Raw genomic sequence first — 26,784 nt, forward strand, 5'->3', positions numbered from 1 at the left:
TCAGTCCCTCCACTGAATGACGGCTTCGAGCTGCACCACGCCATGCGTATAGGCGCGCTCGGGCTGCGGGTCGCGAAGCCAGAGGATCGAAGGGCGCTGCCACTCCACCACGAAGGCGCCGGGGATCACAGGCGCGTCGATCAGCGCGCCCATGCAGGCGGTGCCGATCTGCCGGGCGGTGCCCGCGTCTTCCAGCGCCCACACGTCCAAGGTCATGTAGATCCGCGCAACGTGCTGGTTGCCCGAAGCCCGGCCGAGATATTGCACCTGATCGGCCTTCAGGATGACGCAGGGCATCCGGTCGGGGCGCACCGGGCCGGTGCGGACGTGATCCGCAGGCACCAGCGCCAGAACTTCGGGCGTGTCCAGCAGCGCCGCGCGCACCGCCGTCTGAAGGGCCAGGGCGGGATCAAGCATGGCTGCCCGCCTTTCGGATCGCCTTGCCGATGGCGCGCGACAGGCGGCTAAGTATCCTCGGCCGGGCGATCCGCCACGCCGGACGCGTGAAGGGTTGCGCCTCCATCGTCACGGTGCCGAACTCGACAAGGTGCCCGTGGCGCATGGCGGGCGAGCCGACCGTGACCACGGCCTGATTGTCCGGGATGGTGCGCCGCCCGCCGTCGCTGGCATAGGCGGGTGTCGTCTGGCCGGGTCCGGTGACGGCGATGCTGTCGCGCAAGGCGCCCGTGTCCACCGGGGCGAGGGCGCGCATCTTCGCGGCCACATCCTCGGCGGCCTTCACCAGAGCCGGGCGCAGCTCGGCCAGCACGTCGCCGGGGATCTGGTCGAGGCGCGCGGCCAAGCGGCGCGAGCTGTCAGAGGTTGCCGACATGGCCCGTCACCTGTTCCCGGAAAGGCGCCAGAAGATCGCGAACGCCGAACGGCACGGCCTCGGCAGAGACGCCGAAAGCAACAGCCTCACGCTGTTCATAAAGATGCGCCGCCAGCATCAGCGCGGCTTCGACATGGGCAGGACATGCCGAGTTGAAAGCATCGCCGACATGCCCGGCAATCCATGCCTCGGCCACGGCCAGCTTGTGCGACATAAGATCCGCCTCGGCTATTGCCGTGTCAGGATCAAGGTTCAGTTGCGCCGTCAGCAGCGCGAGGGGAGACTGCGCAGCCACGGCGCTACCTCATACGTTATAACATAACATAGATGTAGCACACTGATTCGGCCCGGAAAAGTTATTTCGGGCCTATCTTGCGCGGACCTCCCCCCGCCGGTCCCTAGATTAGTGCGAATCTCAGGCCACCGCCCCCGCGTGGGAAACGGCTTGTAGAAGGTGAGGACATAGGGAACTGTGTCGTTTAAGGTGGGATGCTCGATGGAGAGGAGCGAATTTTGAGAGTTTCAGAATATTACAAGCTCGGGCGCAACCAAGCTACATTAAAGTTCATAGATGTTGATATTAAAAACGATGCGCGCCTATTTGTGAATGCACGTGCAATCAGATTGCTGGAGTCGGAGTGGGGGGAGCATTGCGAGTATCTCCTGTCCAATTTTTTCCAAACGATTATTGACTCAATTAGGGTCGGCGACGGGACAGCTGCGCTAACAGCCCTGCAAGCACTGCGCGAGCCAAATGAAACTCACTTGGGATTGTCTGCTGGCGAGTCTGACGGAAGAGGTCTGGGTCCCCAAAAGGCGTATCAAATCTGGAAATCATTGAAGCAAAGTAAGGCAGTGGAAACCGGCCTATTGAGTGATCTAGAGGACACGGTTCTTCTGGTGGACGGGGTTTCGGTGGATATTCTGTCGGATGTTGTTACAAACATAATCAGAGGCCCACTCATAACCTTTACTCAAGAAACGTGCGAGGAATACGGCATTCCCATGGAAAAAGGTGTGGCGTCTGGTCCGGTTTGGAACCCGGGCGCGAGATGTTGGGAAGAGGATTTTGTGAGCTTGCCTTTACCTGAAGGGGAGAAGTTAATACTGGTTCCGAAGTCAATCGTGCGGGTTGATGCGGATTATAAGGTCGGCCAGTATTATCGTCATTACGTATTGGAGTCCATGAAGATCGATGAGATCGCTCGCAATAGTGAGCTAGTGTATACGATTAAATCAGGCGCAAGAAAGGGTGAGAGGACTGTCACCAAGACCAGCTTGGAGAAAAAATACGGAAGTCAACAAAAATCTATCTCAATCGATTACACGAATAAGCGGCCAGATCTTTTGGAGAAATACAAGAGGGATCATTCGGCTCCTACGCCAGCTCTCACACATAGGCAAATCGCTGAGGCGCAAGGTTTGCAGCTTCCTGATTGGAAGGCCCTGCTTCAAGCTGTTACCAGTTTGGAGCCGGGAAGGAAGCAAGCATATCTCTACGAGGACGCCATAACGGATTTACTTTCCGCTCTTTTTCATCCGGTTCTCGTTGACCCGGAGAAGCAATCAGTTCTGCATGGTGGAATAAAAAGGGTCGATCTGCGCTTTACCAATTATGCGCGGTCTGGGTTCTTTGAGTGGCTTTCTCGGCATTATTCGTGCTCATACATATTTGTCGAGTGCAAGAACTTTGGGGAGGAGCTGGGTAATCCAGAGATTGACCAAATCGCAATGCGGTTCTCAAAGGAGAGAGGCCAGTTTGGGATTGTGGTCTGCCGGAATGTCGAGAATGCGGATCTTCTAGATCGACGGTGTAAGGCGGCGGCACAAGATGGACACGGGTTCGTTGTGGTCCTGTCAGACTCGGATCTCGGTCAATTGATTGAAGAGTCCAAGGAGGGCCTGCTTCAGACGTATGAGTTCCCAACGCTTAGAAGAAAGTTCAATCAACTAATTATGTGATTGTATCGCTCCTGCATCTGCTTCTGGCGGTCGTGGCAGGGTTTGCATAGGGCTTGCCAATTGGTGCGATCCCAGAACAGCGTCATGTCGCCCTTGTGCGGGATGACGTGATCGACCACGCCAGCGGGCGCACCGCAGAAGGCGCAGGTGGGGTGCTGGTGCAGGAATTCGGCGCGGGCCTTGCGCCACTCGTGGGTATAGCCGCGCTCGCGCGACGAGGGGCGCTTCTGGTCGAAGCGGGCCTTGCGCTCGCGGTCGCGCTGGATCTGGCAGGAACAGCGGGCGCCGTGCGGCACGAGCTGGCCGCAGGTGCAGAGGTGCGGGGGCCGGGGCATGGTCAGCCCGCCAGAGCGGCAAGGGCGCGCAGGCCCTCGCGGTCAAAGTCGGGGTCGAGACCTTCCGCTAGGTTCCTCTCGCGCCGGGCGGTGTCGCCGGGGTCGGCTTCGTCGGCGGTGCCGTGCAGCGCCTTGAGCTGGGCAATCCGACCGTCGAAGGCCAGGATAATTTCCGCCGGAGTCGCATTCAGAGTCTCGGCCGGGGTCCAGCCCAGCCAGCCGGTGCCGATCTTGTAAAGCTCGGTCAGCGCGTCGACCCACGGCAGCGGCTTCGCCTTCGGGGTGGGCTTGCTGGACTCGTCAGGCGGCAGCAGCAGCCCTTCGCAGAGGGCGGCAACGGGTGCCTGCACCGCGCGCAGAAAGGGCGCCAGTGGGACGTTCCGGGCGCTGGCAAGGAAGCTCTCGGCCCGGTGGGGATCGGTCGCGGCGGTGCGGATGATCGCGTGCAGCGTCTGGGTGTCGGCCTCGTCCAGCTTCTCGAAGAGCCGGGCAAAGCCGTCATGCAGGCGCTCAAGGATGAGCGCCGCCCGCAGAGACGGGCGCAGGCGCAGGGTGTGTTCCCTATGCGTCAGCGTGATCTCTTCGGGCGCGAGAGGCATCAGGCCGCGACCTTCAGCTTCACGAAGCGGTCGGGGTGCGTCAGGTCGGCACCCACACGCTTGCGGGCGTGGAAGCGGACCTGCCCCTTGGTCGCGAGGCTGAACGGGTCGCGCATGATCGCGAGGCCCACGCGATCCACGATGCGGTAGCCGGACAGATCGCCGAACAGGATCGGGGTGGCGCCCGCCGTCATGTTCGGCATATCCGGCGCTTCGACCACGGGGCGGCCGAGAAGCGTGGTCGGGGCCTTCTCCGAGATGCTGTCCAGGAGAAGCGGCTCGCCCATGCCGTTGAAGTAGGTGCGCAGCTTGGCCAGCGTGGTGCGGTTCATCACCCAGACAGCATTCTGTGCATAGACGGTAGGGATCGCGTGATAGGCTTCGATCAGCGATGCAACGGTGATCGTGCCCGCACCGCCGCTCAGGGTCGCGATGCCCGCCGCCGCCATGATACCCTTCGGCTTGCCCACACCGTCGCCGTTGACGAAGGCCGCGCTCTCGGCGCGCCCGAAGCTCTCGGCGAAGTCGGCCATCAGCTCGCCTTCGAGATTGTAGGCGTTGTCTTCCAGAAGTGCGTTCGAGATGTCGGTGAAGGTCGCCAGCTCGTGCGGGGTCAGCGTGACCTGATCGAAGCTCGGTTCCGATCCGGTGCGGTCGCCGACTTCCGAGACCCAGGTCGCCGAGGTGCCGGTGACGCGCTTGGGATAGGTGATCTCGGGCGCGCTGATCTGGACGACGCGGGCATACTTGCGGATCGGGCTGAACTCGATCAGGTTCTTGAACAGCTCGTCGCCGAACTCCTTCGGCGCGAGGTAGCCGCCGTTCGCGGCGGTCGAGACGGTCAGCGACTTGGTGTCAGCGGGGTCCATCCGCTCCACGCCGCGCCGGACATAGCCGCCGAAGGCCTTCGCTTCGGCGCTCGGGGCCGGGCCGGTCGTCGTGACGCCGGGGCGGTTGGCCTTTGCTTCGAGCTGGTCGAGGCGCTGCTTCAGCGCGTCGAACGCCTTGGTGTCGATCTCCGGCGCGTTGGCCGGGGTGGTCTGGTCTTCGTTCTCCACGGGGGTCTTTCCTTCGGTGCATGGTTCTGCCGTGTCATCTGCGGCCTTGATGGAATGGATCTGCGCGCCCGGATGACACGGGACGGCGACAACGGAGACTTCGAGAAGCCTCAGCTTCGAGATGGAGCGGCCACGGGCGCGGGGCTTGGCGGCCTCGGTCTCGAAGCCGATGGAGAGGCCCGAGACGGCGCCTGCGCGGATCATGGCGCGGACCTCGCGGGCGCGTTCCACGTCCTGCACGAGAAGGCGGCCCTTCACGGTCAGGCCCTCGGGCGTCTCGGCGATCTGGTCCCAGACGCCGATCACCTGCGTCTGATCATGCGCGAACAGCATCGGCAACTCGGCCGGGCCGGTGAAGGCGCCCTTCTCGATCACGTCGCCCACGCGGTCGGGGGTTCCGAAGGGCCAGGCAAGGCCGGTGATCTCGCCGGTCTCTTCGACGGTCAGCGCCGCCTTGATCTCGATACGGTCGCTCATGCCGCCGTCTCCGCGCCGTTCCAACGCGTTTCGAGAATGTCGAGGGCGAGCGGATAGACCTCGCCCATCGGGCGGTTGCGGGCGTAGGTATCGACCAGCCGGGCGGCCTCTTGCGGGGTCGCACCGCCGCCGATCAGGCCGAGGCGGATCACCTCGGGCACGTCCTGCCCCCGGAAGGCGCCCGCGACGGTGCGCAAGTAGATGGCGCCGATCCCGGTTTCGGTCAGGGCTTCCAGCTCGGCGCACATGGCGTCGGTCAGGGCGAAAGTGCGTTCGCGGTCGCCGAAGAAGGCGACGTGCTTGATGGCGTCGATCATGCGGATTCCTCGTCGGGCAAAGGCGAAACGGTTTCGCTTTTGCCGCCGGTCGTGATGTGGGGGTTTTCGAGCGTGTCGCCATCCGGGTGCGCCGGAAGGTTCAGGCCCGCGCGGACCTCGTTCGCGGTCATCGCGCTCATGGCGCGATACTGCCCATAGGCGGTTGCGCGGGCGGCGTGGCTCGTGGTCAGCAGGTCGTCGGTGACAAACTCGGCCGTCAGCTCGCGGCGCTCGTCGGGGGTCAGCAGACAGCGGGCATAGGCCCATTCCCATGCGCGCAGCCACGGGCGCAGCGTGAATTGCAGGAATTGCCGGTTCTGCTCTTCGAGGTTGCTCCACGTTCCGCGCGACAGCTCGCCTAGCATCGTGACCGGAATCCTGAATGCGCGGGCAATCTCGCGGATCTGTTCAAGCCGATTCTCGGCAAACTGGCTGTCGGCGAGGGTCGCGGACAGGGCCTGATAGTCCATGCCTTCGTCAAGGATCGCCGTGCCGCCGGAGTTGCGCCCGGAGTGCGTGGTGAACCACGAGGCCGCGAGCTTCCGCTTCGCGTCCACGTCGAGGATCTTCGGGCTTTTGATGATGCCGGACGGGCGCCCGCCGTTGCGGAAGAGGCTGCCGATATGGTCCTCGAAGGCAATGGCGAGCGCGATGGCCTCGCGGCCCAGGCTGATCGGCGAGCCGCCGAAGGCGCGGACATGCAGCACGTCCGCGAAGCCGTAGCTCGCGGGGCCAGTGTTGGTCGCGACGATGTAGAGGGGCGAGCCGTCCGGCGCGGCGTCGAGGCGCACGGCGGCCGGGTCCAGCCGGTGCAGCTCCAGCGGGCGGCCGTCGCTCGCGCGCACGACGAGGGCGAAGCCGCCATGATCGTTCAGAAGGGCGTCGGCCGTGAGCTGGGCGCGCAGCTCGGCGGCCGAGGTCCACGGGTTCGCCTCGTCATGGATCAGGCGATAGGCCGGATGATCGCGCCGCGTCAGCTTCCCGGCGTCGAAGATCTTCACCGGCAGCGCGCCGACCGTCTCGGCGATCAGGCCCACGGCGCAGGCCACGGCCGGAACGCGCAAGGCCGCGCCCGTGGTGATGAAGGCGCCGGTCACGGTCGGCCGGGCGCCGAAGATCTCGAACGCCTCGGCTGAGGTCAGCGTGACCGCCGCCTTCTGCTCGGCCTTCGGCTTCCGACTGAAAAACATGAGACGCGGTGCATTCCATCAAATTTATCTTGACAGAAGAATCTCACACCGCGAGTCGGGGATCAAGCAAATTGTTATGTTATAACATTAGCGAGGTGGTCCAAGTTCAGGCCGGGATACTGAATAGCTTCGATCAGCTTCACCCGTTGCTCAAGCATCCCCTGAGGCATGATCCCGTAGCGCCCGGTCATGCTGCCTTCGGTGTGGCCGAGGATGAAGCCGAACTCATTATCTAGGTAGCCAGCCCGGCGCAGCGCGTCGGCAGCACCGTGACGGAACGAGTAGAGGGACAATCCGCGACCTGACTTCAAACCGATGCGCGCGAGATACTTCCCGAACTCGCGGGAAAACTCGCTCATCATCTGCCCGCGCTCGTTCCTCTTGGCGCCGGGGAAAAGTCGCTTGTCGCCAGCTTCAACGCGCTGCGAATGATAAGCGAGAAAGCCCAGGCGGATCAGCTCGGAGTGAACCGGGATCACGCGCATTGATCCAGCCGTCTTGACCTGTTTTCCTTCCTCGTGTGTCTCGCCCTCGGTCGTAATGTGAAAGATCCAGCGGCCGTGTTCCTGTCGAAGGTCGCTGGTCGCAAGTTGCGCAATCTCACCGGGGCGGGCGCCGGAATAGAGCATGATCAGCGGCACCCAGTAGCGATGATCGCGGATCAGGACCGGGCCGGGCTTCGAAATGTAGCGCCATGCTGCCTCGCTTTCGCACCCTGCGAACAGAGGTGAGCGGAAGAGGGTGTTCATCTGGTCGCTTGTGAAGGGCAGGGTCTTCGAGCCGCGTTCCTTTGGCAGCGCCATGCCCGAACAGGGATTGCTCGCGATGTAGCCGTTTGCCTCGGCCCACGAGCAGAACGCCGAGAGACTGGACAGGTAGCGGTTGACGGTGCGGTCTGACAGGACCGGCCGCTTCGCCTGCTCATTCGCTTCAACAATCTGCCGGATTGTCATTCCGCGAAACTCGGCGACCTCGGTTGCGCGCAGGGGATACTTGATCAGAAGCGCCTTCCACTCGCGGACGTGCTTCTTCGTGAGCTTGGACACGGGAAACGAGGGACCGACCGTCTCCATGAAAACGCCGATGTCGCGACATGCTTCCTCGATCCTGCCCTTGGACACATTCCGGGGGTTCTCGGTTCGGAAGGCTTCGACGGCCTCGGCGATGCTCTCGCCCGGCGGCGCAACTTCCATCTCGGCGCGCTTCTCTGCGGTAGGGGGCTTCACCAGCGGGTCGCGTGGCTGGCCGGTGTAGTCGCCCCGGTCCCGCTCAAGCGTGCGTTCGAGGGCTTCGGCCTCGGCCCGCATCATGCGCCTCGCTAAGCTGATCCAGTCAGGAGTTCCACGTTCCACCAGAAGCCGGTTGCGGTTCAGGTAGTCGTCAACCTCGTGAGAGATCAATGCCGTCTCGCCCTTCACCAAATGCTCGCGCAGGTCGGCCAGCTTCGCCTTGCGAGTATCCGAGGCGAGGGCAGGGGCCTGTTGCTTCACTTGTAGCTCAAGAGTCGCGTCGAGGATCGCCAGCGGCTCGGCGCTGGTAATCTCTCCACGGTCGGCGCGCCGGATCACGTCAGCCTCGGCGGCTGCAATCTCCGCCTCGCCCGGCAGCGTTGCCCGCTCGGCCTCGTCGCGGGTGAGGGCGGCCGTGTAGTGGTCCCAGACTGCATGTTCGCGGTCAGCAGCGACAAGCGACCGTCTCGCGCGCAGGTCGTCAAACTCGCGCTGCCATGCGTCAAGCTGGGGGTAGAGGCGCCGCTTCGCCTCGGTTTCATCCTTCGTTCCGAGGGCCTTCACCAGCTCCTTCTTGCCCACGATGGCGATCAGGTCGAGGGGAACGCGGGTCCGGGCGTAGTAGGCGGCACCCCGCCGCAAAAGATGACTAAGACGTGCCATGATTGCCCCATGTGGACTAGCCGTGTGTTACAGTCATGTGTTACAGTTTTGGATCTGATAGGCAATTAAAATCAGTTACTTGGTGAATTTCATGGGGTTGGAGAAAAACCGGGTTATGTTCCCTCCACTCCGACCATCCCCGATCCTTCAGGCCGGCACTGACCCGCGCCCGGCAGAGGTTTCTCTGACACCTCCGAGGGTTGACATACTGGTCATAACCAATAATCGTGCCGGATCATCCTGATCGGCTGCGGGATGGATCCGCAGCCAGAGGCGAGGGGGCGAAATCCGGCGATTGGCTCAGGGACAGCACAGCACCGTTCAGCGCCGCGGGCGTCCGAGCTATGACATGGAGGACGGCGACAGCGCCGAGGCCTTCCGCGCCTTCGCTGCGGGCGTCGCCCTTCAGCGCGAGGATCCAAGCCCGCTCTGGGTGCAGCTGAAGAACCGGATCGAGCACGCCATCCTCGACGGAACCCTCCCCGAGAACGCGCGCCTGCCCTCCGAACAGGCCATGTGCAGCATGTTCGACCTGTCGCGCCCGGTGATCCGCAATGCGCTGCAGGCGCTCGCGGGCGAGGGGCGGGTCATCAAGCAGCCGAGAAAGGGCATGTTCGTGGCTCCGCGCGCGCCCGAGCTTGCCTTCATGACCTCGGCGCTCGGCGTCTTCGACGATCTCTCGGCCAAGGGCTACAAGGTCACGGTCAAGACCTACGAATTCGGCCTGCATCCGGCCAACGAGGACGAACGGCGCGTCTTCAAGCTGCCCGAGGGATTTCAGGTGATCCGGGCGCTGCGCGTCTATCACGCGAACGAGACGCCGCTGACCCATACGCTGATCTCGCTGCCCGCACACCGGCTGCCGGGCTTCGAGAAGCTCGATATGGAAGGGCGCTCGATCTTCGGCACGATCCGCGAGCTCTACGGGCTGACGGTCGCGCGGGCGGATCGATGGCTGAAGGGCGCCATCGTTCCGCCGGAAGTGGCGGCGCGGATGGGCGTGCCGCCCGGCGGCGCCATGATCGCCATCGAGTCGGTCGCCTACGACCACGACGGCAATGCGCTCGAATATTACCGCGCCTACTACAACAGCGAAGTCGCCCCGATCCACGTCGCAACCGACGCCCATTAAGCGCCTGTCGTCACAGCGAAAAACCTCCAGCGGCCCCGATCTTCGATTTCTGATCATTACCACATTGACAGAAGCAGATTTGCCTCCTACCTTTTTCTGGTAACGACCAGAAACCGCACGTCGGGCGCTGGGAAGGACGCGGCCGAGCCTCGGGAGGAACCTTCGGGTCCGGGCTCCGCGTCAGGGAGGAAGAATGGACTACAGGACGGTTTTTCGTCTCGATGGCGCCTGCGCGGCCGTCACCGGAGCGGGCAGCGGCATCGGCCTCGAAATCTGCCGGGCCTTCGCAGCCTCGGGCGCGCGGCTCATCCTGATCGACCGCGAGGGCGCGGCCCTCGACCGGGCAGCTGAAGAGCTCGGCGCGGCGGTGGCTTCGCGGATCGTGGCCGATGTGACGGATGCGGAGGCGATGACCGCCGCGGCCGCCGCGGCGGAAGCCGTGGCGCCGGTGTCGATCCTCGTCAATTCCGCGGGCATTGCCCGCCTCCACGATGCGCTCGAGACCGACGACGCCACCTGGCGGCAGGTGATGGCGGTCAATGTGGACGGCATGTTCTGGGCCAGCCGCGCCTTCGGGCGCGCCATGGTCGCGCGCGGGGCAGGGGCCATCGTGAACCTCGGCTCCATGTCGGGCACCATCGTCAACCGCCCGCAGTTCGCCTCGAGCTACATGGCCTCGAAGGGCGCGGTCCATCAGCTGACGCGGGCGCTCGCCGCCGAATGGGCGGGCCGGGGCGTGCGGGTGAATGCGCTGGCGCCGGGCTATGTGGCGACCGAGATGACGCTGAAGATGCGCGAGCGGCCCGAGCTCTTCGGAACATGGCTCGACATGACGCCGATGGGCCGCTGCGGCGAGCCGTCGGAGATTGCGGCGGCGGCGCTGTTCCTTGCCTCGCCGGCGGCGAGCTATGTCACGGGCGCGATCCTCGCGGTCGATGGCGGTTACACGGTCTGGTGAGGCGATGAACGAGATGAGCGATCTGTCCGACCTCGCCAAGCGCGAAGAGATCATCCGCCAGTGTCTCGAGATGAACCGCTCGGGCCTCAATCAGGGCACCTCGGGCAACATCTCTGTGCGCCATGGCGAGGGGATGCTGATCACCCCCACGTCGCTGCCCTACGACACGCTGGTGCCCGAGGACATCGTCTTCGTCTCGATGGAGGGCGAGGTGCGGGGCCGGCACAAGCCGTCGAGCGAATGGCGCTTTCACCGCGACATCCTGCGCGAGCGGGCGGACGTGAATGCGGTGGTGCATGCGCATCCGACCTACTGCACCACGCTCGCCATCATGAACCGCGAGATCCCCTCGATCCACTACATGCTGGCGGTGGTGGGCGGCCCGAACATCCGCTGCGCGCCCTACGCGATCTACGGTTCGGAGGAGCTGTCGCGGAACGCGGTCGAGGCGCTGCACGACCGCAAGGCGTGCCTTCTCGAACATCACGGCATGATCGCCGTGGGCAAGAGCCTCGCGCAGGCCATGTGGCTCGCCGTCGAGGTCGAGACGCTGGCCCGGCAGTATCACGGCTGCCTTCAGATCGGCGAGCCGCGGCTGCTGAGCGAGCGGCAGATCCAGGACGTGATCGACAAGATCGCCGGCTACGGCCACCAGGGCTGAGCGGCAGAAGGACCCCGCAAGGGACAAGGCCGGCGGAGGAGCCGGTTGCATAGGGAGGAAGAGACATGACGACCAAGACCGCGAAGGGCCTGACGATTGCGCTTCTGCTGCTCGCGACCCTGTCGCCCGCGCTGGCCGAGGAGCTGACGCTCGAAGGCAAGACGATCGGCATCACCGCGATCGGCACCGATCACGACTGGGACCTCAAGGCCTATCAGGCGCAGATCGCCGAGATCGAGCGGCTGGGCGGAACGGCCATCGCGCTCGATGCGGGCCGCAACGACCAGACCCAGGTGAGCCAGATCCAGACGCTGATCGCGCAGAAGCCCGATGCGATCATCGAGCAGCTGGGCAACCTCGACGTGCTGAACCCGTGGCTGCAGAAGATCAACGACGCGGGCATCCCGCTCTTCACCGTCGATACGGCGACCCCGCACGCGATCAACAACACCACCTCGAACAACTATTCCATCGGGGCGGAGCTGGCGCTGCAGATGGTGGCGGATCTGGGCGGCAAGGGCAATGTGCTGGTTTTCAACGGCTTCTATTCGGTGCCGGTCTGCAAGATCCGCTACGACCAGATGAAATACGTTCTCGAGGCCTTCCCGGACGTGAAGATCATCGAGCCCGAGCTGCGCGACGTGATCCCGAACACGATTCAGTCGGCCTATTCCAACGTCACCGACATGCTGACCAAATACCCCAACGAGGGCGATGTCGGCGCCATCTGGGCCTGCTGGGACGTGCCGATGATCGGCGCCACGCAGGCGCTGCAGGCGGCCGGGCGCACCGACATCCGCACCTATGGCGTGGACGGCAGCCCCGAGTTCGTCGAGATGGTGGCCGATCCCGAGAGCCCCGCGGGCGCGGTGGCGGCGCAGCAGCCCTCCGAGATCGGCAAGCTCGCGGTGCAGAACGTGGCGCGTCACCTCGCGGGGCAGGAGGTGAAGCCCTTCACCTTCGCGCCGGCGGTGCTCATCACCAAGGAGAATGCGGCCGAGACCGCCGCGGACTTCCTGCCGAAGTAAGCCGGTCGCGCGCGGGCAGAGCCCGGACCCCGAACGGGACCGGGCCTAGGCCCGCGCGCCATGGCCCGACAGGGCCGCCTCACCGGCTGCGGAGCCCCGCGAGGGGCTTCCTCGGGCGGGTGCCGTCTCTCCTCCCTTCTCCGGCCCCGCCCGTTCCTGCCATCATTCCTCGGGAGCACGTCCATGAGCGGTCTCGCCATCGACATGACCGGCATCTCCAAGGCCTTCGGGCCGGTGAAGGCGCTGGTCGACGCCGACCTCCGCGTGGCGCGCGGCACGATCCACGGGCTCGTGGGCCAGAACGGCGCCGGCAAATCGACGATCATCAAGGTGCTGGCCGGGATCCTGAAACCCGACAGCGGCCGTATCACCATCAACGGCACCCGGGTGGAGAGCCTGACGCCCGCCTCGGTCGAGCGGCTGGGCGTCCATTTCATCCATCAGGAGCGGCTTCTCGTGCCGACGGCCACCGTGGCCGAGGCGGTGTTCCTGAACTACGAGCTGCGCTTCGGCCCCTTCCTGCGCCCCGGCGCGATGAAGCGGCGCGCCGAAGAGCTGATCCGCACCCATTTCGGGCTCGAGCTGCCGGGCGACACGCTGGTGCGCGACCTGACGACCGCGCAGCAGAAGATCGTGCAGATCACCCGGGCGCTGGCGCAGGAGGCGCAGGTGCTCGTGCTGGACGAGCCGACCGCGGCGCTCGTGAAGCGCGAGGTGGACAGCCTCTTTGCGGTGCTGCGCAATCTGCGGGCGCAGGGCATCGCCGTGATCTTCATCTCGCACTACATGCAGGAGATCGAGGATCTCTGCGACGAGGTGACCGTGATGCGCAACGGCACCGACGTGGGCGTCGTGCGCCCCGGCGAGACCTCGATCGACGAGATCGTCTCGATGATGATCGCCCGCGACGTGGGCGAGATGTTCCCCTGCCGCAGCCACGCGCTCGGCGCGCCGGTGCTGCGGGTCGAGGGCCTGTCTCAGGCGGGCCATTTCCGCAACGTGAGCTTCGAGGTCCGCGCGGGCGAGGTGCTGGGCATCACGGGCCTCCTCGGCTCGGGCGTGAAGGAGCTGGTCGAGTGCCTCTTCGGCCTTGAGCAGCCCGATGCGGGCAGCGTCACCATCGACGGCGAGGTGCGCCGCTTCGCCAATCCGGGCCGGGCGGTGCAGGGCCGGGTGGCCCTCGTCCCCGAGGACCGGCGGGCGCATGGCGTGGCCACCGACATGTCGGTGCGCGACAACATCACCATCGCGAGCCTCGAGCGTTACATGACCCGCGGCTTCGTCTCCCGCGCGCGGGAGAACGAGGCGGTGGACGGCTTCATCCGCGAGCTCTCGATCAAGACGCCGCACCGCGACCAGCTGGTGCGCAACCTCTCGGGCGGCAACCAGCAGAAGGTGGCTCTCGCCAAATGGCTCTCGTGCCAGAGCCGGGTCTATGTGCTCGACGAGCCGACCGTCGCCGTCGATGTGGGCGCCAAGGTCGAGATCTACACGCTGCTCAACCGGCTGGCGGCGGAAGGGGCGGCGATCCTCTTCCTCTCCTCCGACCTGCTCGAGATCGCGGGCTTCTGCGACCGCGCCCTCGTCGTCTACCGCGGCACGCTGAACGGCGAGTTCGCGGGCGAGACGCTCGACAGCGACCTGCTCCTGGCCGCCGCCTCGGGCGCGCGGGCCCAACGAAAGGAGGCCTGAATGACCATGGCCCTGTCCCCGTCCTCCAGCGAGAGCCCCGCGGGCGCCAGCCGCGGCAAGGCGCTCGCCGCAGCCGCGATCCGGCTCGGCGCGCTCGCCACCTTCGCGGCCATCATGGCCTATTTCGCCCTGACCGCGCGCGGCTTCGCCACGCCCTTCAACATCGTCAACGTGATCGAGCAATCGGCGATCCTCGGCATTCTCGCCTTCGGCATGTCGGTCGTCATCATCGGCGGCGGCTCGGAGGTGCAGACCGGCGGCATCGACCTGTCGCTGGCCGCCAATGCGGGCCTCTGCGCCGCGGTCTTCGCCACCGCGACCAACGCCGGCATGGCCGCGCCGGTGGCGATTGCGGCCACGCTCGGCACGGGGATGCTCGTGGGCGCAGTCAACGGCTTTGCCGTGGTGGGTCTCGGCATCCTGCCGCTTCTGGCGACCCTCGCCTCGATGAACATCGTGGCCGGCATCGAACTCACGCTGACCGAGAACACGGTCCTTTCGACCAGCTCGCCGCTGCTGAGCGTCCTCGCCTCGGGCCGCTTCCTCGGGATCTCGGCGCTGGCCTGGGTGCTGATCGCGGCCTCGGTGATCGTGGGGCTCGTGATCCACCGCACGCCGGTGGGCCTCCGGCTCTATGCGGTGGGCGGCCATCCCGAGGCCGCGCGCGCGGCGGGCCTCAACGTGGGTCTCCATGTCTGGGGCACCTATGTCTTCGCGGGCCTCTGCGCGGGATTGGCGGCCATCCTCATCGTCTCGCGCCTCTCGGCCTCGACGCCGGGGACGGGCGAGCTTCTGCTCTCGATCCTCGCCGCGGCGCTTCTCGGCACGGTCTTCTCGCGCCGCTTCGTGCCGACCGTGGGCGGCACCGTCCTGTCGGTGATCTTCATCGGCTTTCTCGCCAACGGCTTCCAGCTTCTGCATCTGTCGAGCTACTGGGTCTCGGGCGTGCAGGGCGCGCTGATCCTGCTGGTCGTCGCCGTCACCTCCTATGCCCGTCCGCAGGAGCACTGAGCCATGAGCCTCTCCCTCTCCCGCCATCTGCCGAAGGACCGCGAGAGCTTCTCGACGCTGGCCGTGCTGGTGGCCTTCGTGGGCCTGTTCCTCGTCTTCGCCACGCAGGCCGATGCGTTCCTGACGCTCGGCAACCTGCGCAACGTGCTGGTGAACAACGTGGTCCTCCTCGCCATCGTGGCGCTCGGCGTGACCTTCGTCGTCTCCTCGGGCGGCATCGACCTCTCGGTGGGCGTGTCGGTGGACATGGCGAGCCTCGTCTTCGTCTCGGCGCTGGCCGCGGGCGTGGCGGCGCCGCTGGGGCTCGCCGCCGGTCTCGGCGCGGCGCTCCTCGTGGGGCTGCTGAACGCCATCCTCATCGCGCGGCTGAAGATCAGCCCCTTCCTCGCCACGCTGGGCGTGCTCTTCATCGGCCAGTCGGTCCAGCGTCTGGCCACCGGCGGCGGCCAGCCGATCTATCTCGTGACCAAGGAGTATGCCGCGATCTTCAACGCCATCTCGCGCTCGAGCCTTCTGGGCGTGCCGACGCCGGTCTGGGTGCTGATCCTGTGCGTCCTCGCAACCTGGCTTGCGCTGCACCGCATGGGCTTCGGCCGGCAGGTGCAGGCCATCGGCGCGCGCCCGGGCGTGGCCTGGTATTCCGGCATCCGCGTGCCCTCGCGGCTGACGCAGGTCTATATCCTCGCGGCCGTCCTCGCCGGGATCACAGGGATCCTGCTCTCGGCCACGGTGCGCTCCTATGTGCCGATGTCGGGCAATGCCTTCCTCCTCGATGCCATCGGCGCCACCTTCATCGGCACCACCATCAGCCGCGAGCGCCGGCCCTCGATCCTCGGCACGCTTCTGGGCGTGGCGCTCCTCGCCATGGTCAAGAACGGCCTCCTGCTCATCGGCTGGAACTTCTACTGGCAGCAGGTGGGGATCGGGGTCCTCGTCTTCGCCGTGCTCGCCCTCAGCTTCGGCCTCCAGCGCCGCCACTAACGGAAAACAGAGATCATGCCGACCTATGACGTGAGTTCCATCGGGTTCTATGTCTGCGACATCCTCGGTCGCCCCGTGACCCGCATCCCCGACGGCGGCCGCGCCGACTACATCCAGGAGATCCGGATGACGGTCGCGGGCACCGCCGGAGCCACCGCCGCCGACTGCGCCATCCTCGGCCTGAAGACCCTCGCCGTCACCACGGTGGGCGAGGACGAGATGGGCGACTTCATGGTGGCCAAGCTCACCCGCTTCGGCGTCGATTGCGCCATGGTGGCGCGCGACGGCTCGGTCCAGACGTCGGCCACCATCCTGCCGGTGCGCCCGAACGGCGAGCGGCCCGCGCTCCATGTGCCGGGCACCGCCGCCACCTTCCGCATCCCCGAGGGCCGGCTCGACGCCGCACTCGATGCGCGCATCGTCCATGTCGGTGGCACCGGCCTTCTGAAGAGCTTCGACGGCGCCCCTACGGTCGAGGCGCTGCGCCGCGCGAAGGAGCTCGGGCGCATCACCACTTTCGATCTGATCCAGGCCACGCCCGAGACCTTTGAGCTGGTCCGCCCCTGCCTGCCCTACATCGACTATTTCGTGCCTTCGATCGAGGAGGCCTCCGAGATGGCGGGCACGACCGATCCGGCCGAGGTGGCGCGCTTCTTCAAGGGCCTCGGCGTGAAGAACGCGATCCTGACCATGGGCGGGGAGGGGGTCTACGTCTCGCCCGAGGCGGGCGAGGATTTCCGCTTGCCCGCCCATGCCATCGAGGTGGTCGATACCACGGGCTGCGGCGACAGCTTCACCGCCGGCGTGATCGTGGGCCTCGCCCGCGGCTGGGACCTGCGCGACTGCTGCCGCTTCGCCTCGGCGGTGGCGGCGCGGGTCGCGATGGGGCTCGGCTCCGACGGAAAGCTCGTCTCGTTCGAGGACACGATCGAGGCCATGAACACCTTGCCCCTGCGGGCGAACTGAGGACGGACGGATGACGAAGACGGCGGTTGTGACGGGGGCGGCGCGCGGGATCGGGCGCGCGCTCGCGGTGGGGCTCGCAGAGGCGGGCTACGATGTGGCGGTGACGGATCTGGCCGCGCAGGCCGACGGGCTGGCCGAGACGCGCGCGCTGATCGAGGCCGCGGGCCGGCGCGCCTTCGTCGAGACGGTGGATGTCTCGGACCGGGCCGCGGTCGTCGCCGCGATGGCGCGGATCGAGGACGCCGCGGGCGGGATCGACGTGCTGGTGAACAATGCGGGCATCCTGAAGCCCGCGCGGCTCGAGGATCTCTCGGAGGCCGACTGGGACGCGCATATGGACGTGAACGTGAAGGGCGTCCTCTCCTGCTGTCAGGCGGTGCTGCCGGGAATGCGCGCGCGCAAGGCGGGGCGGATCGTCAACATCGCCTCCATCGCGGGCCGTCAGGGCGTGCCGACCCAAGGCCATTATGCGGCGACCAAGGCCGCCGTCATTACCCTGACGCGGGTGCTGGCGCAGGAGGCCGGCATGGACGGGATCACCGTCAATGCCATCTGCCCGGGCATCATCCTGACCGAGATGGGCAAGAACAACCTCGGCTCGGACGAGGCCATCCGCCACTGGGAAGAGGTGGCCGCGCTGAAGCGTCTCGGCGCGCCCGAAGATATCGTGGGGCCGGTCCTGTTCTTCGCGGGCGAGCAGTCGGCCTTCGTCACCGGGCAGGCGCTGAACGTCTGCGGCGGGATCTACTTCCATTAGACCGCAGAGCGGTTCCACCTTCGTCCGCGGCGCATCTCCGCCGCGGACCCCAACCCTCCTCCTCCGACGCGGGACCACGCGGTGCCCCCGATAAGCGGACGCACCGTTGGCGGGTCCGAGGATCCGCACAGGGCGCTTGCGACCTGTGGCCCGCCCGTGGCCGGCCCCCCGCACCGGACATGCTCCCCAACCATCCTCTCGCGGCATCTTACGGGCCGCGACAGCCATTCTTCGCCGCCACAGGAGGCCCCTCATGCGCAACATCGACCGTTTCTTCATTGGCGGCGCCTGGACGGCCCCCCTCGGCACCGACCGGCACCGGCTGGTGAACCCGGCGACGGAGGAGGAGATCGCCGCGATCCCGATGGCCTCGACCGAGGATGTCGACCGCGCCGTCACCGCGGCGCGCGCCGCCTTCGAGGGCTGGCAGGCCAGCTCGAAGGAGGAGCGTCTCCTCCTCCTCCGCCGTCTCCTCGATCTCTACAACGAGGCCTACGACGAGCTGGCCGAGCTCATGACCCGCGAGATGGGCACCGTCGCCCGCTTCAGTCGCGAGGCGCAGGCCTGGGTCGGGCGCGCCCATTTGGAGGCCGCCATCGAGGCTCTCGAGGCCGAGAGCTTCGAGGAGATGCGCGGCTCGACCCTGATCTCGAAGGAGCCCATCGGCGTCTGCGCCCTCATCACGCCGTGGAACTGGCCGATGAACCAGCTGGTCGTGAAGGTGGCCCCCGCCCTCGCCGCGGGCTGCACGGTGGTGGCGAAACCCTCGGAATTCTCGCCGCTCTCCTCGATCCGCTTCGCCGAACTGGTCGAGGCCGCGGGCTTTCCGCCGGGCGTCTACAACCACATCACCGGCGCAGGCCCCGTCGCGGGCGAGGCGCTGGCGCGGCACCCGGACGTGGACATGATCTCGATCACCGGCTCGACCCGCGCAGGGATCGCGGTGGCGCGCGCGGCCGCCGACACGGTCAAGCGCGTGACGCAGGAGCTCGGCGGCAAGTCGGCCAACATCATCCTGCCCGATGCGGATCTGGCCACCGCCGTCCGGCAGGGGGTGCTCGACTGTTTCGGCAATGCGGGACAGGCCTGCAAGGCGCCCGCGCGGATGCTGGTGCCGGCCGAGCGGATGGAGGAGGCCGCGGCCCTCGCAGGCGCGGCGGCCGAGGCGCTGACGGTGGGGGCGCCCGAGGGCGAGGTCGATCTCGGCCCCGTCGTGAACGAAAGCCAGTGGCGCCGCATCCAGTCGCTGATCGAGGCGGGCATCGCCGAGGGCGCGCGCCTCGTTACCGGGGGACCGGGCCGGCCCGACCATCTGCCGCGTGGCTGGTATGTGCGCCCGACCGTCTTTGCCGACGTGGCCCATGGCTCGACCATCGCCACCGAGGAGATCTTCGGCCCCGTCGTGGCCCTCATTCCCTACCGGGACGAGGAAGAGGCGGTCCGCATCGCCAATGACTCGATCTACGGGCTTGCGGGCTATATCCAGACCGGCGACCCCGAGACGGCGCGGCGCATCGCGCGGAAGCTGCGCGTGGGCATGGTCTATATCAACGGCGCGGGCTGGGACGCGCGCGCGCCCTTCGGTGGCTACAAGCAATCGGGCAACGGGCGCGAACACGGCGCCTGGGGCCTCGCCGACTACCTCGAGACGAAAGCCACGGCCGGATTGTGACCAGCGCCTACCGCAATGCCCTTCTCCTGAGCCTCGGGCCCGCCGCCGGGATCGGGCTCGGCCGCTTCGCCTATGCGCTGCTTCTGCCGGCGATGCAGGCCGACCTCGGCTGGAGCTATGCCGCGGCGGGCTGGATCAACGCGGCCAATGCCGCGGGCTATCTCGGGGGCGCCATGCTCGCGCCGGCGCTGGCGCAGCGGGTGGGCGCGGCGCGCGCCTTCGCCGCCGGGCTGGCGATGCTGCTGCCGGCGCTGGCCGCGGTGGCCCTGACGCGGGACGTGGCGGCACTGGCCGCGCTCCGCCTGCTCGCGGGCGCTTCCGGCGGGGTCGTCTTCGTCTGCGGCGGCCTCCTTGCCGTGGGCCTCAGCCTGCGGGCGGGCTCGGGCGGGCTCGTGCTCGGCACCTTCTACGCAGGCACCGGGCTCGGGATGATCCTGTCGGCGCTGGCGGTGGCGCCCCTCCTCGGGATCGCGGGCGCCACCCACTGGCCGCAGGGCTGGCTGATCCTCGCGGGCCTCTCCGCCCTCTGCGCCGCGCTGGCGCTCCTGCCGCTCAGGGACGGGCTCGGCGCCTCCGTGCGGCAGGCCGGCAGCCGCGGCCCCACGCCTCTCCGCTTCTGGAGGATCCTCGCCGGCTATCTCCTCTTCGGCCTGGGCTCCATCGGCTACATGACCTTCATCTACGGCCACCTCGCCGAGAGCGCGGGCGGCTGGCGGCAGGCGATGCTCTTCTGGTGCGCTCTGGGTCTCGCGGCGGTGGCCGCGCCCTCGATCTGGCGGCGGCTGATCGGCGGCGCGAGCCCCGAGCGCAGCTTCGCGCTCCTCGTGGCCACCAATGCGCTAGGCTCGGTGCTGCCGTTCCTGATGCCGGGCGCGCTCGGCCTCTGGCTCTCGGCCTTCCTGTTCGGCAGCACCTTCTTCAGCACGGTGGCGGCCACCAGCGCCTTCGCCAGCGCCCTGCCGCAGGCCTTCGATCGGGGCCGCGCGATCCGCGCCTTCACCATCGCCTTCGCGCTGGGGCAGTTCGGAGGCCCGGTCGTCCTCGGCTGGACGGCCGATCTCACCGGGCGTCTCGATGCGCCGCTGATGTTTGCGAGCCTCGTCGTGCTCGCAGGCGCGCTGCTGGGTGTTCTCGAGCGTCGGCCGGACGCCATCGACGGGGCATGACCCGCGCCGCCTGCACGGGTGAAGGCGCGTGACCGGGGCGGCCACCCCTGCTTGCCCTGCAGGCGAAGCGGCGCAAAATCAGGCAGCAGGCTACGGGCTGCCGCACGCAGGGCTTCTTGCCGCCGATCCGGTTGCTGCCCTGCGGCGAGATCGCGCCGGGACACACCGCCATCATTTGACTCGGGCCCTCTCCGGAGGCAGGTTCCACATTCCACCGATAGAGGGATCACGGATGACTCGGCTGCTTCATTTCGGCACGATTGCGGGGCTCGCATCGCTGTTCGGCGTGCTGGTGCCTCCGCACGCGCTGGATGAGCTCATGCTGCCACTGATCGCCGTGCTGCCCGTCGTGGCCTCGGTGCTGGTGCTGCGGGCGGGCACGCCGATGCCCAGCGCGGGATGGGAGCGGATCGACCCGGTGCGCCGTCACCGCTTCACCCGGCGGCTCGTGGAACGGACGCTCGCCTATCGCCGGGCGGTCTTCATCCTCTCGGGCAGCTTCCTCGCGCTCGCGGCCATGTTCGCCGTGGGCAAGGGCGGCGTGCTCGACGGCCTGCTGTCGCAGCGGCAGGAGCAGCTGGTCGCGGCGGTGGTGGGCGGTCTCATCGGGCTCTGCGGTAGCTGCCTGCCCGAGATCCTGCGGCGCGAATGCGCGGTGGCCGACATCCAGAAGCGGCTCCTCGACGAGCTGCCGGTCTTCCGCGCGAACCGGCCCGGCGCTCAGGTGATCCGGCTGGTGCCTCGCGCGGGCGCCTGACCCGCGGTCCTGCCTCTTTCCCGCCCCCCGCTTGTTCCGAGCGCCCCGGGGGCGCATATGTGAAAGAGACCCCGAGCAGGACCCTTATGACCTTCCGCTTCGACAACAGCTATGCCCGCGACCTCGAGGGCTTCTATGTGGACTGGCCCGCCGCGCCGGTCCCCGCGCCGCGGCTTCTGCGGCTGAACCGCCCGCTGGCCGAAGAGCTGGGGCTCGATCCCGACCTTCTCGAGCGCGAGGGGGCGGAGATCTTCTCGGGGAGGCGCCTGCCCGAGGGGGCGCACCCGCTGGCGCAGGCCTATGCGGGCCATCAGTTCGGCGGCTTCTCGCCCCAGCTCGGCGACGGGCGGGCGCTGCTCATCGGCGAAATCACCGACCGCGCGGGCCGGAGGCGCGACCTTCAGCTCAAGGGCTCGGGGCGCACGCCCTTTTCGCGCGGCGCGGACGGCAAGGCGGCCCTCGGGCCGGTGCTGCGCGAATATCTGGTGGGCGAGGCGATGCACGGGCTCGGCATCCCCACCACCCGCGCGCTGGCGGCCGTCGCCACCGGCGAGCCGCTCCTGCGGCAGGAGGGCGAGCGTCCGGGCGCGATCCTGACGCGCGTCGCGGCGAGCCACATCCGCGTGGGCACCTTCCAGTTTTTCGCCGCCCGCAGCGACATCGACCGGGTGCGACGGCTGGCCGACTACGCCATCGCGCGGCATTACCCCGAACTCGCCTCCGCGCCCGAGCCCTATCTCGCCTTCTATGAAGCGGTGGCCGAGGCGCAGGCGCAGCTCGTGGCGCGCTGGATGCTGGTGGGATTCATCCATGGCGTGATGAACACCGACAACATGACGATCTCGGGCGAGACCATCGACTACGGTCCCTGCGCCTTCATGGAGGGCTACGATCCCGGCACGGTCTTCTCCTCCATCGACCTGCAGGGGCGCTATGCCTATGGCAACCAGCCCTACATCCTCGCCTGGAACCTTGCGCGGCTGGGCGAGGCGCTTCTGCCGCTTCTCGATGGCGATCCGGTGCGGGCGGCGGACAAGGCCACTTCCGTGCTGGAAACGGTGGGCGCGCGCTATCAGGGCCACTGGCTTGCGGGCATGCGCGCCAAGCTCGGGCTGGCCGGGGCCGAAGAGGGCGATGCGCGGCTTGCCGAGGATCTGCTGGAGGCCATGCGTAGCCAGCGCGCCGACTGGACGCTGACCTTCCGCCGTCTCGCGGAGGCGGTGACCGACGAAGGCGCGCTCCGCCCCCTGTTCCGGGATCCGGCCGCGCTCGCGGGCTGGCTGCCGCGCTGGCGGGCCCGGCTGGCGCCCGACGCGGCCGAGCGGATGCGGGCGACAAACCCGATTTACATCGCGCGGAACCACCGGGTCGAGGAGGCGCTGGCCGCGGCCCATGCCGGCGATCTCGCGCCCTTCGACCGGCTGCTCGAGGCGCTGGCCGACCCCTTCACCGAACGGGCCGACCGCGAGCTGTTCGCCCTACCGGCCCCGGAGGGGTTCGACGACAGCTACCGCACCTTCTGCGGGACGTGAGCCGCCGGGTGTCGTAGGATCGGCCGACAGGAAGGGAGAGGGCGATGAGCGGACGGGACGCCTTTCTCGCGGGGATGCGCGAGCTGCTGGAGGGGATCGAGGCCGAGGGTCTCACGAAGCGCGAACGGCCCATCCTCTCGGCGCAGGGGACGCATGTGCGGGTGGGGGATCGCGACCTCCTGAACCTCTGCGCGAACAATTATCTGGGCCTTGCCAACCATCCGGCGCTGATCGAGGCCGCCCGCCGCGGGATGGACGAGCACGGCTACGGCATGGCCTCGGTGCGCTTCATCTGCGGCACGCAGGACATTCACCGTGCGCTCGAAGGCCGGATCGCCCGCTTCCTCGGGATGGAGGATGCGATCCTCTTTGCGGCCTGCTTCGATGCCAACGGCGGTCTCTTCGAGCCGCTGCTCGGCCCCGAGGATGCGGTGATCTCGGATGCGCTCAACCATGCGAGCATCATCGACGGCATCCGCCTCTGCAAGGCGCGCCGCTACCGCTACGCCAATTCCGACATGGAGGATCTGCGCCGGCAGCTGGCAGAGGCCCGGGCCGAGGGCGCGCGCCATATCCTGATCGCGACCGACGGCGTCTTCTCGATGGATGGCTATCTCGCCCGGCTGCCCGAGATCGTGGCGCTGGCCGAGGAATTCGGCGCGCTTGTCATGGTGGACGATTGCCACGCGACGGGCTTCATGGGGCCGAAGGGGCAGGGGACGCCCGCCCATCACGGCGTGACGGTGGACATTCTGACCGGCACGCTCGGCAAGGCTCTGGGCGGCGCACTCGGCGGCTATGTGGCGGGCCCGCAGCCGGTGATCGATCTCCTGCGGCAGAGGGCGCGGCCCTATCTCTTCTCGAACGCGCTGCCGCCGGCGGTGGTGGCGGCCGGTCTCGCCGCGCTCGATCTGGTCGAGGCCGCCGACGATCTGCGCGCCGCGCTCTTCGAGAACACCGCCTACTGGCGCGCGGGCCTGACCGAGGCGGGCTTCCGCCTGCTGCCCGGCGCGCATCCGATCGTGCCGGTGATGCTCGGCGAGGCGCGGCTCGCACAGGAGATGGCGGCGGCGCTCTATGACCGCGGGGTCTATGTCTCGGGCTTCTTCTTCCCGGTGGTCCCGCGCGGGCAGGCGCGCATCCGCACCCAGATGAATGCGGCTCTGACGCGGGACGATCTCGATCTGGCCCTCGCGGCGTTCCGCGAGGCAGGCAGGGCGGTGGGGGCGATCTGATGCGGGCACTGGTGAAGGCCAAGGCGGAACCGGGCCTCTGGATGGAAGAGCGGCCCGTGCCCGAGATCGGCCCCGACGAGGTGCTCATCCGGGTCCGCAAGACGGGGATCTGCGGCACCGATGTCCATATCTGGAACTGGGACGACTGGGCGGCGAAGACGGTGCCGGTGCCGCTCGTCACCGGGCACGAGTTTGCGGGCGAGATCGTCGAGGTGGGCCGCGACGTGCGCGACCTCAGCCCGGGCCAGCGCTGCTCGGGCGAGGGCCATCTGATCGGCCACCATTCGCGGCAGGTGCGGGCCGGGCGCTTCCACCTCGATCCCGAGACGCGCGGCATCGGCGTCAATGTTCCGGGCGCCTTCGCCGACTATCTGCGGCTTCCCGCCTTCAACGTGGTGCCGCTGCCCGATGCCATCGACGACGAGGTGGGGGCGATCCTCGATCCCCTGGGCAATGCCGTGCACACGGCGCTCAGCTTCGATCTGGTGGGAGAGGATGTGCTCGTGACCGGCGCAGGCCCCATCGGGATCATGGCCGCGGCTGTGGCGCGGCATGTGGGCGCGCGCCATGTCGTCATCACCGACGTCAATGCCGACCGGTTGCGGCTGTCAACCGAGGTGGCCGATGTGGTGCCGGTCAATGTGGCCACCGAGGATCTGCGCTCGGTGATGGGCCGACTGAAGATCGTGCAGGGCTTCGACGTAGGGATGGAGATGTCGGGCGCACCCGCGGGCTTCGACCAGATGGTCGAAGCGATGGTGATGGGCGGTCGCATCGCGATGCTGGGGATCCCGCCCGGCCGCAGCCCCGTGGACTGGAGCCGGATCGTCTTCAAGGCGCTGACCATCAAGGGCGTCTACGGCCGCGAGATCTTCGAGACATGGTACAAGATGATCGCGATGCTGGAGAACGGCCTCGATATCCGGCGCGTCATCACCCACCGCTTTCCTGTGGCGGATTTCGCCGAGGGTTTTGCCGCCATGCGCAGCGGCGCGTCGGGCAAGGTGGTGCTGGACTGGGGCTGATCGGAGCGGACGTCCGCCCCTGATGTCGAGCGGCGGCCCATCCGGCCGCCGCAGTCATGTGTCGGTGGTCGCCTCGTCGCTCAGAAGATCAGCGCGAGAATGCCGATGATGACGAGCAGGCCGACGAGAAAGATGATGCCGACGGTGCCGCCGATGAACTTGAGCATGGGAGTCTCCTTTCCGTTTGCGACTCAACCGTTGCGGGAAGCCTCTGTTCCCGCGCGTCGCGAGATCGCCGACAGGATCATGCCGCTGCGGGGCTGGGCCGGCATCCGGTTCAGCCGTACGCCCAGATCCTGCGCGGGAACCTCGTAGTCCATCTCGCAGCAGAGGAGGCGGATGGCCTCCTTCATCAGCTCGACGGTGATCATCTCTCCCGGGCAGCGGTGGGTGCGGGCCACGTCCCCCGCGCCCTGGGGGATGAAGGCCTCGTCCTGTCCCGTCCAGCTCAGCATTCGCTCGGCGCGGAAGCGGGTGGGCTCGGGGAAGTGCCGCGGGTCGTGCGTCGTGCCGTAGAGATCGAGCAGAAGCCATTGACCTTCCGGGAAGTCGTAGCCCTCCCAAGTGATGGGCCGGGTGGTCACGGCGGCGGTGAAGGGAAAGAAGGGTGAGGCGCGGCGGACCTCCTCGGCGAAGTCGCCCGCCAGCTCCAGATTGCCCGACCGGAAGAGCTCGCGCCATGTCGTCTCGCGATGCAGCGCCAGCGCCGCGAAGGTGATGTAGCGCCCCACGGCCACGATGGGACGGAGCAGGTTCAGAAGCTCCACCGCCGCGACGGACGGATCCAGCAGCGTGCCGTCCTCCTCGCGGTGGAAGGCAATCGCATGGAGGGCGGTCGCGGCCTCCGGAACCACTTCGCCGGCCCGAACCTCCTCCACGAGGGTGCGCAGGCGCTTCTCGGTGCCGGCGCGGCGCATCTGCGCCAGCCAGTTGCGCGGGCCGACGCTGCCCGCCTTGTCGATCATGTCGAAAATCTCGTCGGCGAGCTGCGCTTCGGGCTGGTGGGCGACCCCGGCCCAGCGGCAGCCCGCCCGGGTCAGAAGGCGCGCCGCCTCCTGCTGGAGGACGATCCTCCCCTCCGCTTCCCAGGCGGGCAGCCGTTCGCGCCATGCAAGGCGCATCTCGGACACCAGCGCCTCGACGCGGGCGGGATCCATGCAGATCGAGAGGAACAGCGCCTTCCGATGCCGATGGGCCGGACCCTCGAGCTGCTGCACCGAGCCCTTGTCCTGCAGGAGGTGCAGCACGGTCGAGGGCATCGCCCCCACGCGGGTAAGCCCCTCCGCGCCATAGAGCAGCCGCGCGGCCGCGCTGCCGCGCAGGCAGACGACCTCGCGCAGACGCAGGCGGGTCGCCACCGCGTCGCTGTCCATCCGGTCGCACAGGTTCGAGACGAAGCGGTAGCCCTCGCTCATCAAGGCCATCGAGGCATCGATCCGCGGATCCCGCGGCATCTCCCGCAGGCTGGCGGGCGTGCCGGGCTCCTCTGGCCTGCGGCCCTCATCTGTTGTCATGCGTGTATCCTCGCGTCTCCGGCGGCCCCGAGGGG

Annotated in this window: 27 protein-coding genes; 16 read left to right on the forward strand and 11 right to left on the reverse strand. The window is 67.5% G+C overall.

Annotated features, from left to right (window positions below; genetic code table 11):
- Genes RSP_RS04835 through RSP_RS04845 form a run of 3 tightly spaced genes read right to left on the reverse strand, consistent with a single transcriptional unit; the run spans position 1 to position 1,127 of the window.
- Positions 1 to 417, reverse strand: coding sequence for a DUF3168 domain-containing protein (locus RSP_RS04835; protein ID WP_011337422.1), 417 nt, complete (start codon positions 415 to 417; stop codon positions 1 to 3).
- On the reverse strand, positions 410 to 832 hold the full coding sequence (locus RSP_RS04840; RefSeq protein ID WP_011337423.1) for an HK97-gp10 family putative phage morphogenesis protein: 423 nt from the start codon (positions 830 to 832) through the stop codon (positions 410 to 412). Before RSP_RS04840 ends, RSP_RS04835 begins: the two co-directional genes overlap by 8 nt.
- On the reverse strand, positions 816 to 1,127 hold the full coding sequence (locus RSP_RS04845) for a head-tail connector protein (RefSeq protein WP_023003570.1): 312 nt from the start codon (positions 1,125 to 1,127) through the stop codon (positions 816 to 818). Before RSP_RS04845 ends, RSP_RS04840 begins: the two co-directional genes overlap by 17 nt.
- Before the next feature lie 194 nt (positions 1,128 to 1,321).
- Between RSP_RS04845 and RSP_RS04850 the strand changes: the two genes are divergently transcribed.
- Positions 1,322 to 2,794 carry a hypothetical protein gene (locus tag RSP_RS04850; protein WP_011337424.1) on the forward strand — a complete coding sequence of 491 codons (1,473 nt, stop codon included), beginning with the start codon at positions 1,322 to 1,324 and terminating at the stop codon, positions 2,792 to 2,794.
- Here the strand turns inward: RSP_RS04850 and RSP_RS04855 are convergent.
- The 6 genes from RSP_RS04855 to RSP_RS04880 all read right to left on the reverse strand — a co-directional run bounded on the left by RSP_RS04855 (position 2,779) and on the right by RSP_RS04880 (position 8,662).
- Positions 2,779 to 3,129: an HNH endonuclease signature motif containing protein gene (locus RSP_RS04855; RefSeq protein WP_011337425.1), complete on the reverse strand. Its 351-nt coding sequence runs from the start codon at positions 3,127 to 3,129 to the stop codon at positions 2,779 to 2,781. The genes RSP_RS04850 and RSP_RS04855 overlap by 16 nt on opposite strands.
- 2 nt (positions 3,130 to 3,131) lie before the next feature.
- On the reverse strand, positions 3,132 to 3,728 hold the full coding sequence (locus tag RSP_RS04860) for a hypothetical protein (RefSeq protein WP_011337426.1): 597 nt from the start codon (positions 3,726 to 3,728) through the stop codon (positions 3,132 to 3,134).
- Entirely contained in the window at positions 3,728 to 5,263 is a 1,536-nt protein-coding gene (locus RSP_RS04865) for a phage major capsid protein (RefSeq protein WP_017140147.1), read from the reverse strand. Before RSP_RS04865 ends, RSP_RS04860 begins: the two co-directional genes overlap by 1 nt.
- Positions 5,260 to 5,580 (reverse strand): gene transfer agent family protein, encoded by a 321-nt coding sequence (locus RSP_RS04870; protein ID WP_011337428.1) that lies wholly within the window; start codon positions 5,578 to 5,580, stop codon positions 5,260 to 5,262. Before RSP_RS04870 ends, RSP_RS04865 begins: the two co-directional genes overlap by 4 nt.
- Positions 5,577 to 6,677, reverse strand: coding sequence for a phage portal protein (locus RSP_RS04875; protein WP_227590634.1), 1,101 nt, complete (start codon positions 6,675 to 6,677; stop codon positions 5,577 to 5,579). Before RSP_RS04875 ends, RSP_RS04870 begins: the two co-directional genes overlap by 4 nt.
- Before the next feature lie 167 nt (positions 6,678 to 6,844).
- Positions 6,845 to 8,662 carry a DUF6538 domain-containing protein gene (locus tag RSP_RS04880; RefSeq protein ID WP_011337430.1) on the reverse strand — a complete coding sequence of 606 codons (1,818 nt, stop codon included), beginning with the start codon at positions 8,660 to 8,662 and terminating at the stop codon, positions 6,845 to 6,847.
- A 349-nt stretch (positions 8,663 to 9,011) separates the two neighbouring features.
- On the opposite strand from RSP_RS04880, the gene RSP_RS04885 reads away from it, so the two are divergent.
- The 15 genes from RSP_RS04885 to tdh all read left to right on the forward strand — a co-directional run bounded on the left by RSP_RS04885 (position 9,012) and on the right by tdh (position 25,235).
- Positions 9,012 to 9,794 (forward strand): GntR family transcriptional regulator, encoded by a 783-nt coding sequence (locus RSP_RS04885; RefSeq protein ID WP_002719513.1) that lies wholly within the window; start codon positions 9,012 to 9,014, stop codon positions 9,792 to 9,794.
- 193 nt (positions 9,795 to 9,987) lie between these two features.
- The gene (locus RSP_RS04890; protein WP_011337431.1) at positions 9,988 to 10,752 is read left to right on the forward strand and encodes an SDR family NAD(P)-dependent oxidoreductase; all 765 of its coding nucleotides are present in this window, start codon (positions 9,988 to 9,990) and stop codon (positions 10,750 to 10,752) included.
- 4 nt (positions 10,753 to 10,756) lie between these two features.
- Positions 10,757 to 11,413: a class II aldolase/adducin family protein gene (locus RSP_RS04895; protein ID WP_011337432.1), complete on the forward strand. Its 657-nt coding sequence runs from the start codon at positions 10,757 to 10,759 to the stop codon at positions 11,411 to 11,413.
- Between the two features lie 65 nt (positions 11,414 to 11,478).
- Positions 11,479 to 12,441 carry a sugar ABC transporter substrate-binding protein gene (locus RSP_RS04900; protein ID WP_011337433.1) on the forward strand — a complete coding sequence of 321 codons (963 nt, stop codon included), beginning with the start codon at positions 11,479 to 11,481 and terminating at the stop codon, positions 12,439 to 12,441.
- 183 nt (positions 12,442 to 12,624) lie between these two features.
- Positions 12,625 to 14,133 carry a sugar ABC transporter ATP-binding protein gene (locus RSP_RS04905; RefSeq protein WP_011337434.1) on the forward strand — a complete coding sequence of 503 codons (1,509 nt, stop codon included), beginning with the start codon at positions 12,625 to 12,627 and terminating at the stop codon, positions 14,131 to 14,133.
- Positions 14,134 to 15,144, forward strand: a complete 1,011-nt coding sequence (locus RSP_RS04910; RefSeq protein ID WP_011840754.1) for an ABC transporter permease — start codon at positions 14,134 to 14,136, stop codon at positions 15,142 to 15,144. It begins immediately after the preceding gene.
- A gap of 3 nt (positions 15,145 to 15,147) precedes the next feature.
- Positions 15,148 to 16,125, forward strand: a complete 978-nt coding sequence (locus tag RSP_RS04915; protein WP_011337436.1) for an ABC transporter permease — start codon at positions 15,148 to 15,150, stop codon at positions 16,123 to 16,125.
- A gap of 15 nt (positions 16,126 to 16,140) precedes the next feature.
- Positions 16,141 to 17,091 (forward strand): sugar kinase, encoded by a 951-nt coding sequence (locus RSP_RS04920; protein WP_011337437.1) that lies wholly within the window; start codon positions 16,141 to 16,143, stop codon positions 17,089 to 17,091.
- 10 nt (positions 17,092 to 17,101) lie between these two features.
- Entirely contained in the window at positions 17,102 to 17,848 is a 747-nt protein-coding gene (locus RSP_RS04925) for an SDR family NAD(P)-dependent oxidoreductase (RefSeq protein ID WP_011337438.1), read from the forward strand.
- A gap of 253 nt (positions 17,849 to 18,101) precedes the next feature.
- Positions 18,102 to 19,520: an aldehyde dehydrogenase family protein gene (locus tag RSP_RS04930; RefSeq protein WP_011337439.1), complete on the forward strand. Its 1,419-nt coding sequence runs from the start codon at positions 18,102 to 18,104 to the stop codon at positions 19,518 to 19,520.
- Positions 19,517 to 20,686 carry a YbfB/YjiJ family MFS transporter gene (locus RSP_RS04935; RefSeq protein ID WP_011337440.1) on the forward strand — a complete coding sequence of 390 codons (1,170 nt, stop codon included), beginning with the start codon at positions 19,517 to 19,519 and terminating at the stop codon, positions 20,684 to 20,686. The genes RSP_RS04930 and RSP_RS04935 overlap by 4 nt, the downstream gene beginning before the upstream one ends.
- Before the next feature lie 232 nt (positions 20,687 to 20,918).
- Complete coding sequence (locus tag RSP_RS04940; protein WP_002719525.1) at positions 20,919 to 21,443, forward strand: hypothetical protein; 525 nt, start codon at positions 20,919 to 20,921, stop codon at positions 21,441 to 21,443.
- Positions 21,444 to 21,529: 86 nt separating this feature from the next.
- Entirely contained in the window at positions 21,530 to 22,975 is a 1,446-nt protein-coding gene (locus RSP_RS04945; protein ID WP_011337441.1) for a protein adenylyltransferase SelO, read from the forward strand.
- 44 nt (positions 22,976 to 23,019) lie between these two features.
- On the forward strand, positions 23,020 to 24,210 hold the full coding sequence (locus tag RSP_RS04950; RefSeq protein WP_011337442.1) for a glycine C-acetyltransferase: 1,191 nt from the start codon (positions 23,020 to 23,022) through the stop codon (positions 24,208 to 24,210).
- A complete protein-coding gene (tdh, locus tag RSP_RS04955; protein ID WP_009564818.1) occupies positions 24,210 to 25,235 on the forward strand; it encodes an L-threonine 3-dehydrogenase in 1,026 nt (341 codons plus the stop codon). The genes RSP_RS04950 and tdh overlap by 1 nt, the downstream gene beginning before the upstream one ends.
- Positions 25,236 to 25,315: 80 nt before the next feature.
- Here the strand turns inward: tdh and RSP_RS22805 are convergent, their stop codons facing one another.
- Together RSP_RS22805 and RSP_RS04960 are read right to left on the reverse strand one after the other, a co-directional pair.
- Complete coding sequence (locus tag RSP_RS22805) at positions 25,316 to 25,402, reverse strand: small membrane protein YohP (RefSeq protein ID WP_023003574.1); 87 nt, start codon at positions 25,400 to 25,402, stop codon at positions 25,316 to 25,318.
- A 24-nt stretch (positions 25,403 to 25,426) separates the two neighbouring features.
- The gene (locus RSP_RS04960; protein ID WP_011337443.1) at positions 25,427 to 26,749 is read right to left on the reverse strand and encodes a cytochrome P450; all 1,323 of its coding nucleotides are present in this window, start codon (positions 26,747 to 26,749) and stop codon (positions 25,427 to 25,429) included.
- Positions 26,750 to 26,784: the final 35 nt, after the last annotated feature.

The organism is Cereibacter sphaeroides 2.4.1, assembly GCF_000012905.2.
GTDB classification, from domain to species: domain Bacteria; phylum Pseudomonadota; class Alphaproteobacteria; order Rhodobacterales; family Rhodobacteraceae; genus Cereibacter_A; species Cereibacter_A sphaeroides.

What these genes read in the sequence shown, in the direction of transcription:
- RSP_RS04860 (WP_011337426.1), bottom strand. Translation starts at nt 3,728, where the DNA reads ATGCCTCTCGCGCCCGAAGAGATCACGCTGACGCATAGGGAACACACC.
- RSP_RS04865 (WP_017140147.1), bottom strand. Translation starts at nt 5,263, where the DNA reads ATGAGCGACCGTATCGAGATCAAGGCGGCGCTGACCGTCGAAGAGACC.
- RSP_RS04905 (WP_011337434.1), top strand. Translation starts at nt 12,625, where the DNA reads ATGAGCGGTCTCGCCATCGACATGACCGGCATCTCCAAGGCCTTCGGG.
- RSP_RS04870 (WP_011337428.1), bottom strand. Translation starts at nt 5,580, where the DNA reads ATGATCGACGCCATCAAGCACGTCGCCTTCTTCGGCGACCGCGAACGC.
- RSP_RS04945 (WP_011337441.1), top strand. Translation starts at nt 21,530, where the DNA reads ATGACCTTCCGCTTCGACAACAGCTATGCCCGCGACCTCGAGGGCTTC.
- RSP_RS04915 (WP_011337436.1), top strand. Translation starts at nt 15,148, where the DNA reads ATGAGCCTCTCCCTCTCCCGCCATCTGCCGAAGGACCGCGAGAGCTTC.
- tdh (WP_009564818.1), top strand. Translation starts at nt 24,210, where the DNA reads ATGCGGGCACTGGTGAAGGCCAAGGCGGAACCGGGCCTCTGGATGGAA.
- RSP_RS04900 (WP_011337433.1), top strand. Translation starts at nt 11,479, where the DNA reads ATGACGACCAAGACCGCGAAGGGCCTGACGATTGCGCTTCTGCTGCTC.
- RSP_RS04930 (WP_011337439.1), top strand. Translation starts at nt 18,102, where the DNA reads ATGCGCAACATCGACCGTTTCTTCATTGGCGGCGCCTGGACGGCCCCC.
- RSP_RS04840 (WP_011337423.1), bottom strand. Translation starts at nt 832, where the DNA reads ATGTCGGCAACCTCTGACAGCTCGCGCCGCTTGGCCGCGCGCCTCGAC.
- RSP_RS04835 (WP_011337422.1), bottom strand. Translation starts at nt 417, where the DNA reads ATGCTTGATCCCGCCCTGGCCCTTCAGACGGCGGTGCGCGCGGCGCTG.
- RSP_RS04950 (WP_011337442.1), top strand. Translation starts at nt 23,020, where the DNA reads ATGAGCGGACGGGACGCCTTTCTCGCGGGGATGCGCGAGCTGCTGGAG.
- RSP_RS04960 (WP_011337443.1), bottom strand. Translation starts at nt 26,749, where the DNA reads ATGACAACAGATGAGGGCCGCAGGCCAGAGGAGCCCGGCACGCCCGCC.
- RSP_RS04910 (WP_011840754.1), top strand. Translation starts at nt 14,134, where the DNA reads ATGACCATGGCCCTGTCCCCGTCCTCCAGCGAGAGCCCCGCGGGCGCC.
- RSP_RS04925 (WP_011337438.1), top strand. Translation starts at nt 17,102, where the DNA reads ATGACGAAGACGGCGGTTGTGACGGGGGCGGCGCGCGGGATCGGGCGC.
- RSP_RS22805 (WP_023003574.1), bottom strand. Translation starts at nt 25,402, where the DNA reads ATGCTCAAGTTCATCGGCGGCACCGTCGGCATCATCTTTCTCGTCGGC.
- RSP_RS04885 (WP_002719513.1), top strand. Translation starts at nt 9,012, where the DNA reads ATGGAGGACGGCGACAGCGCCGAGGCCTTCCGCGCCTTCGCTGCGGGC.
- RSP_RS04850 (WP_011337424.1), top strand. Translation starts at nt 1,322, where the DNA reads ATGCTCGATGGAGAGGAGCGAATTTTGAGAGTTTCAGAATATTACAAG.
- RSP_RS04895 (WP_011337432.1), top strand. Translation starts at nt 10,757, where the DNA reads ATGAACGAGATGAGCGATCTGTCCGACCTCGCCAAGCGCGAAGAGATC.
- RSP_RS04855 (WP_011337425.1), bottom strand. Translation starts at nt 3,129, where the DNA reads ATGCCCCGGCCCCCGCACCTCTGCACCTGCGGCCAGCTCGTGCCGCAC.
- RSP_RS04940 (WP_002719525.1), top strand. Translation starts at nt 20,919, where the DNA reads ATGACTCGGCTGCTTCATTTCGGCACGATTGCGGGGCTCGCATCGCTG.
- RSP_RS04920 (WP_011337437.1), top strand. Translation starts at nt 16,141, where the DNA reads ATGCCGACCTATGACGTGAGTTCCATCGGGTTCTATGTCTGCGACATC.
- RSP_RS04880 (WP_011337430.1), bottom strand. Translation starts at nt 8,662, where the DNA reads ATGGCACGTCTTAGTCATCTTTTGCGGCGGGGTGCCGCCTACTACGCC.
- RSP_RS04890 (WP_011337431.1), top strand. Translation starts at nt 9,988, where the DNA reads ATGGACTACAGGACGGTTTTTCGTCTCGATGGCGCCTGCGCGGCCGTC.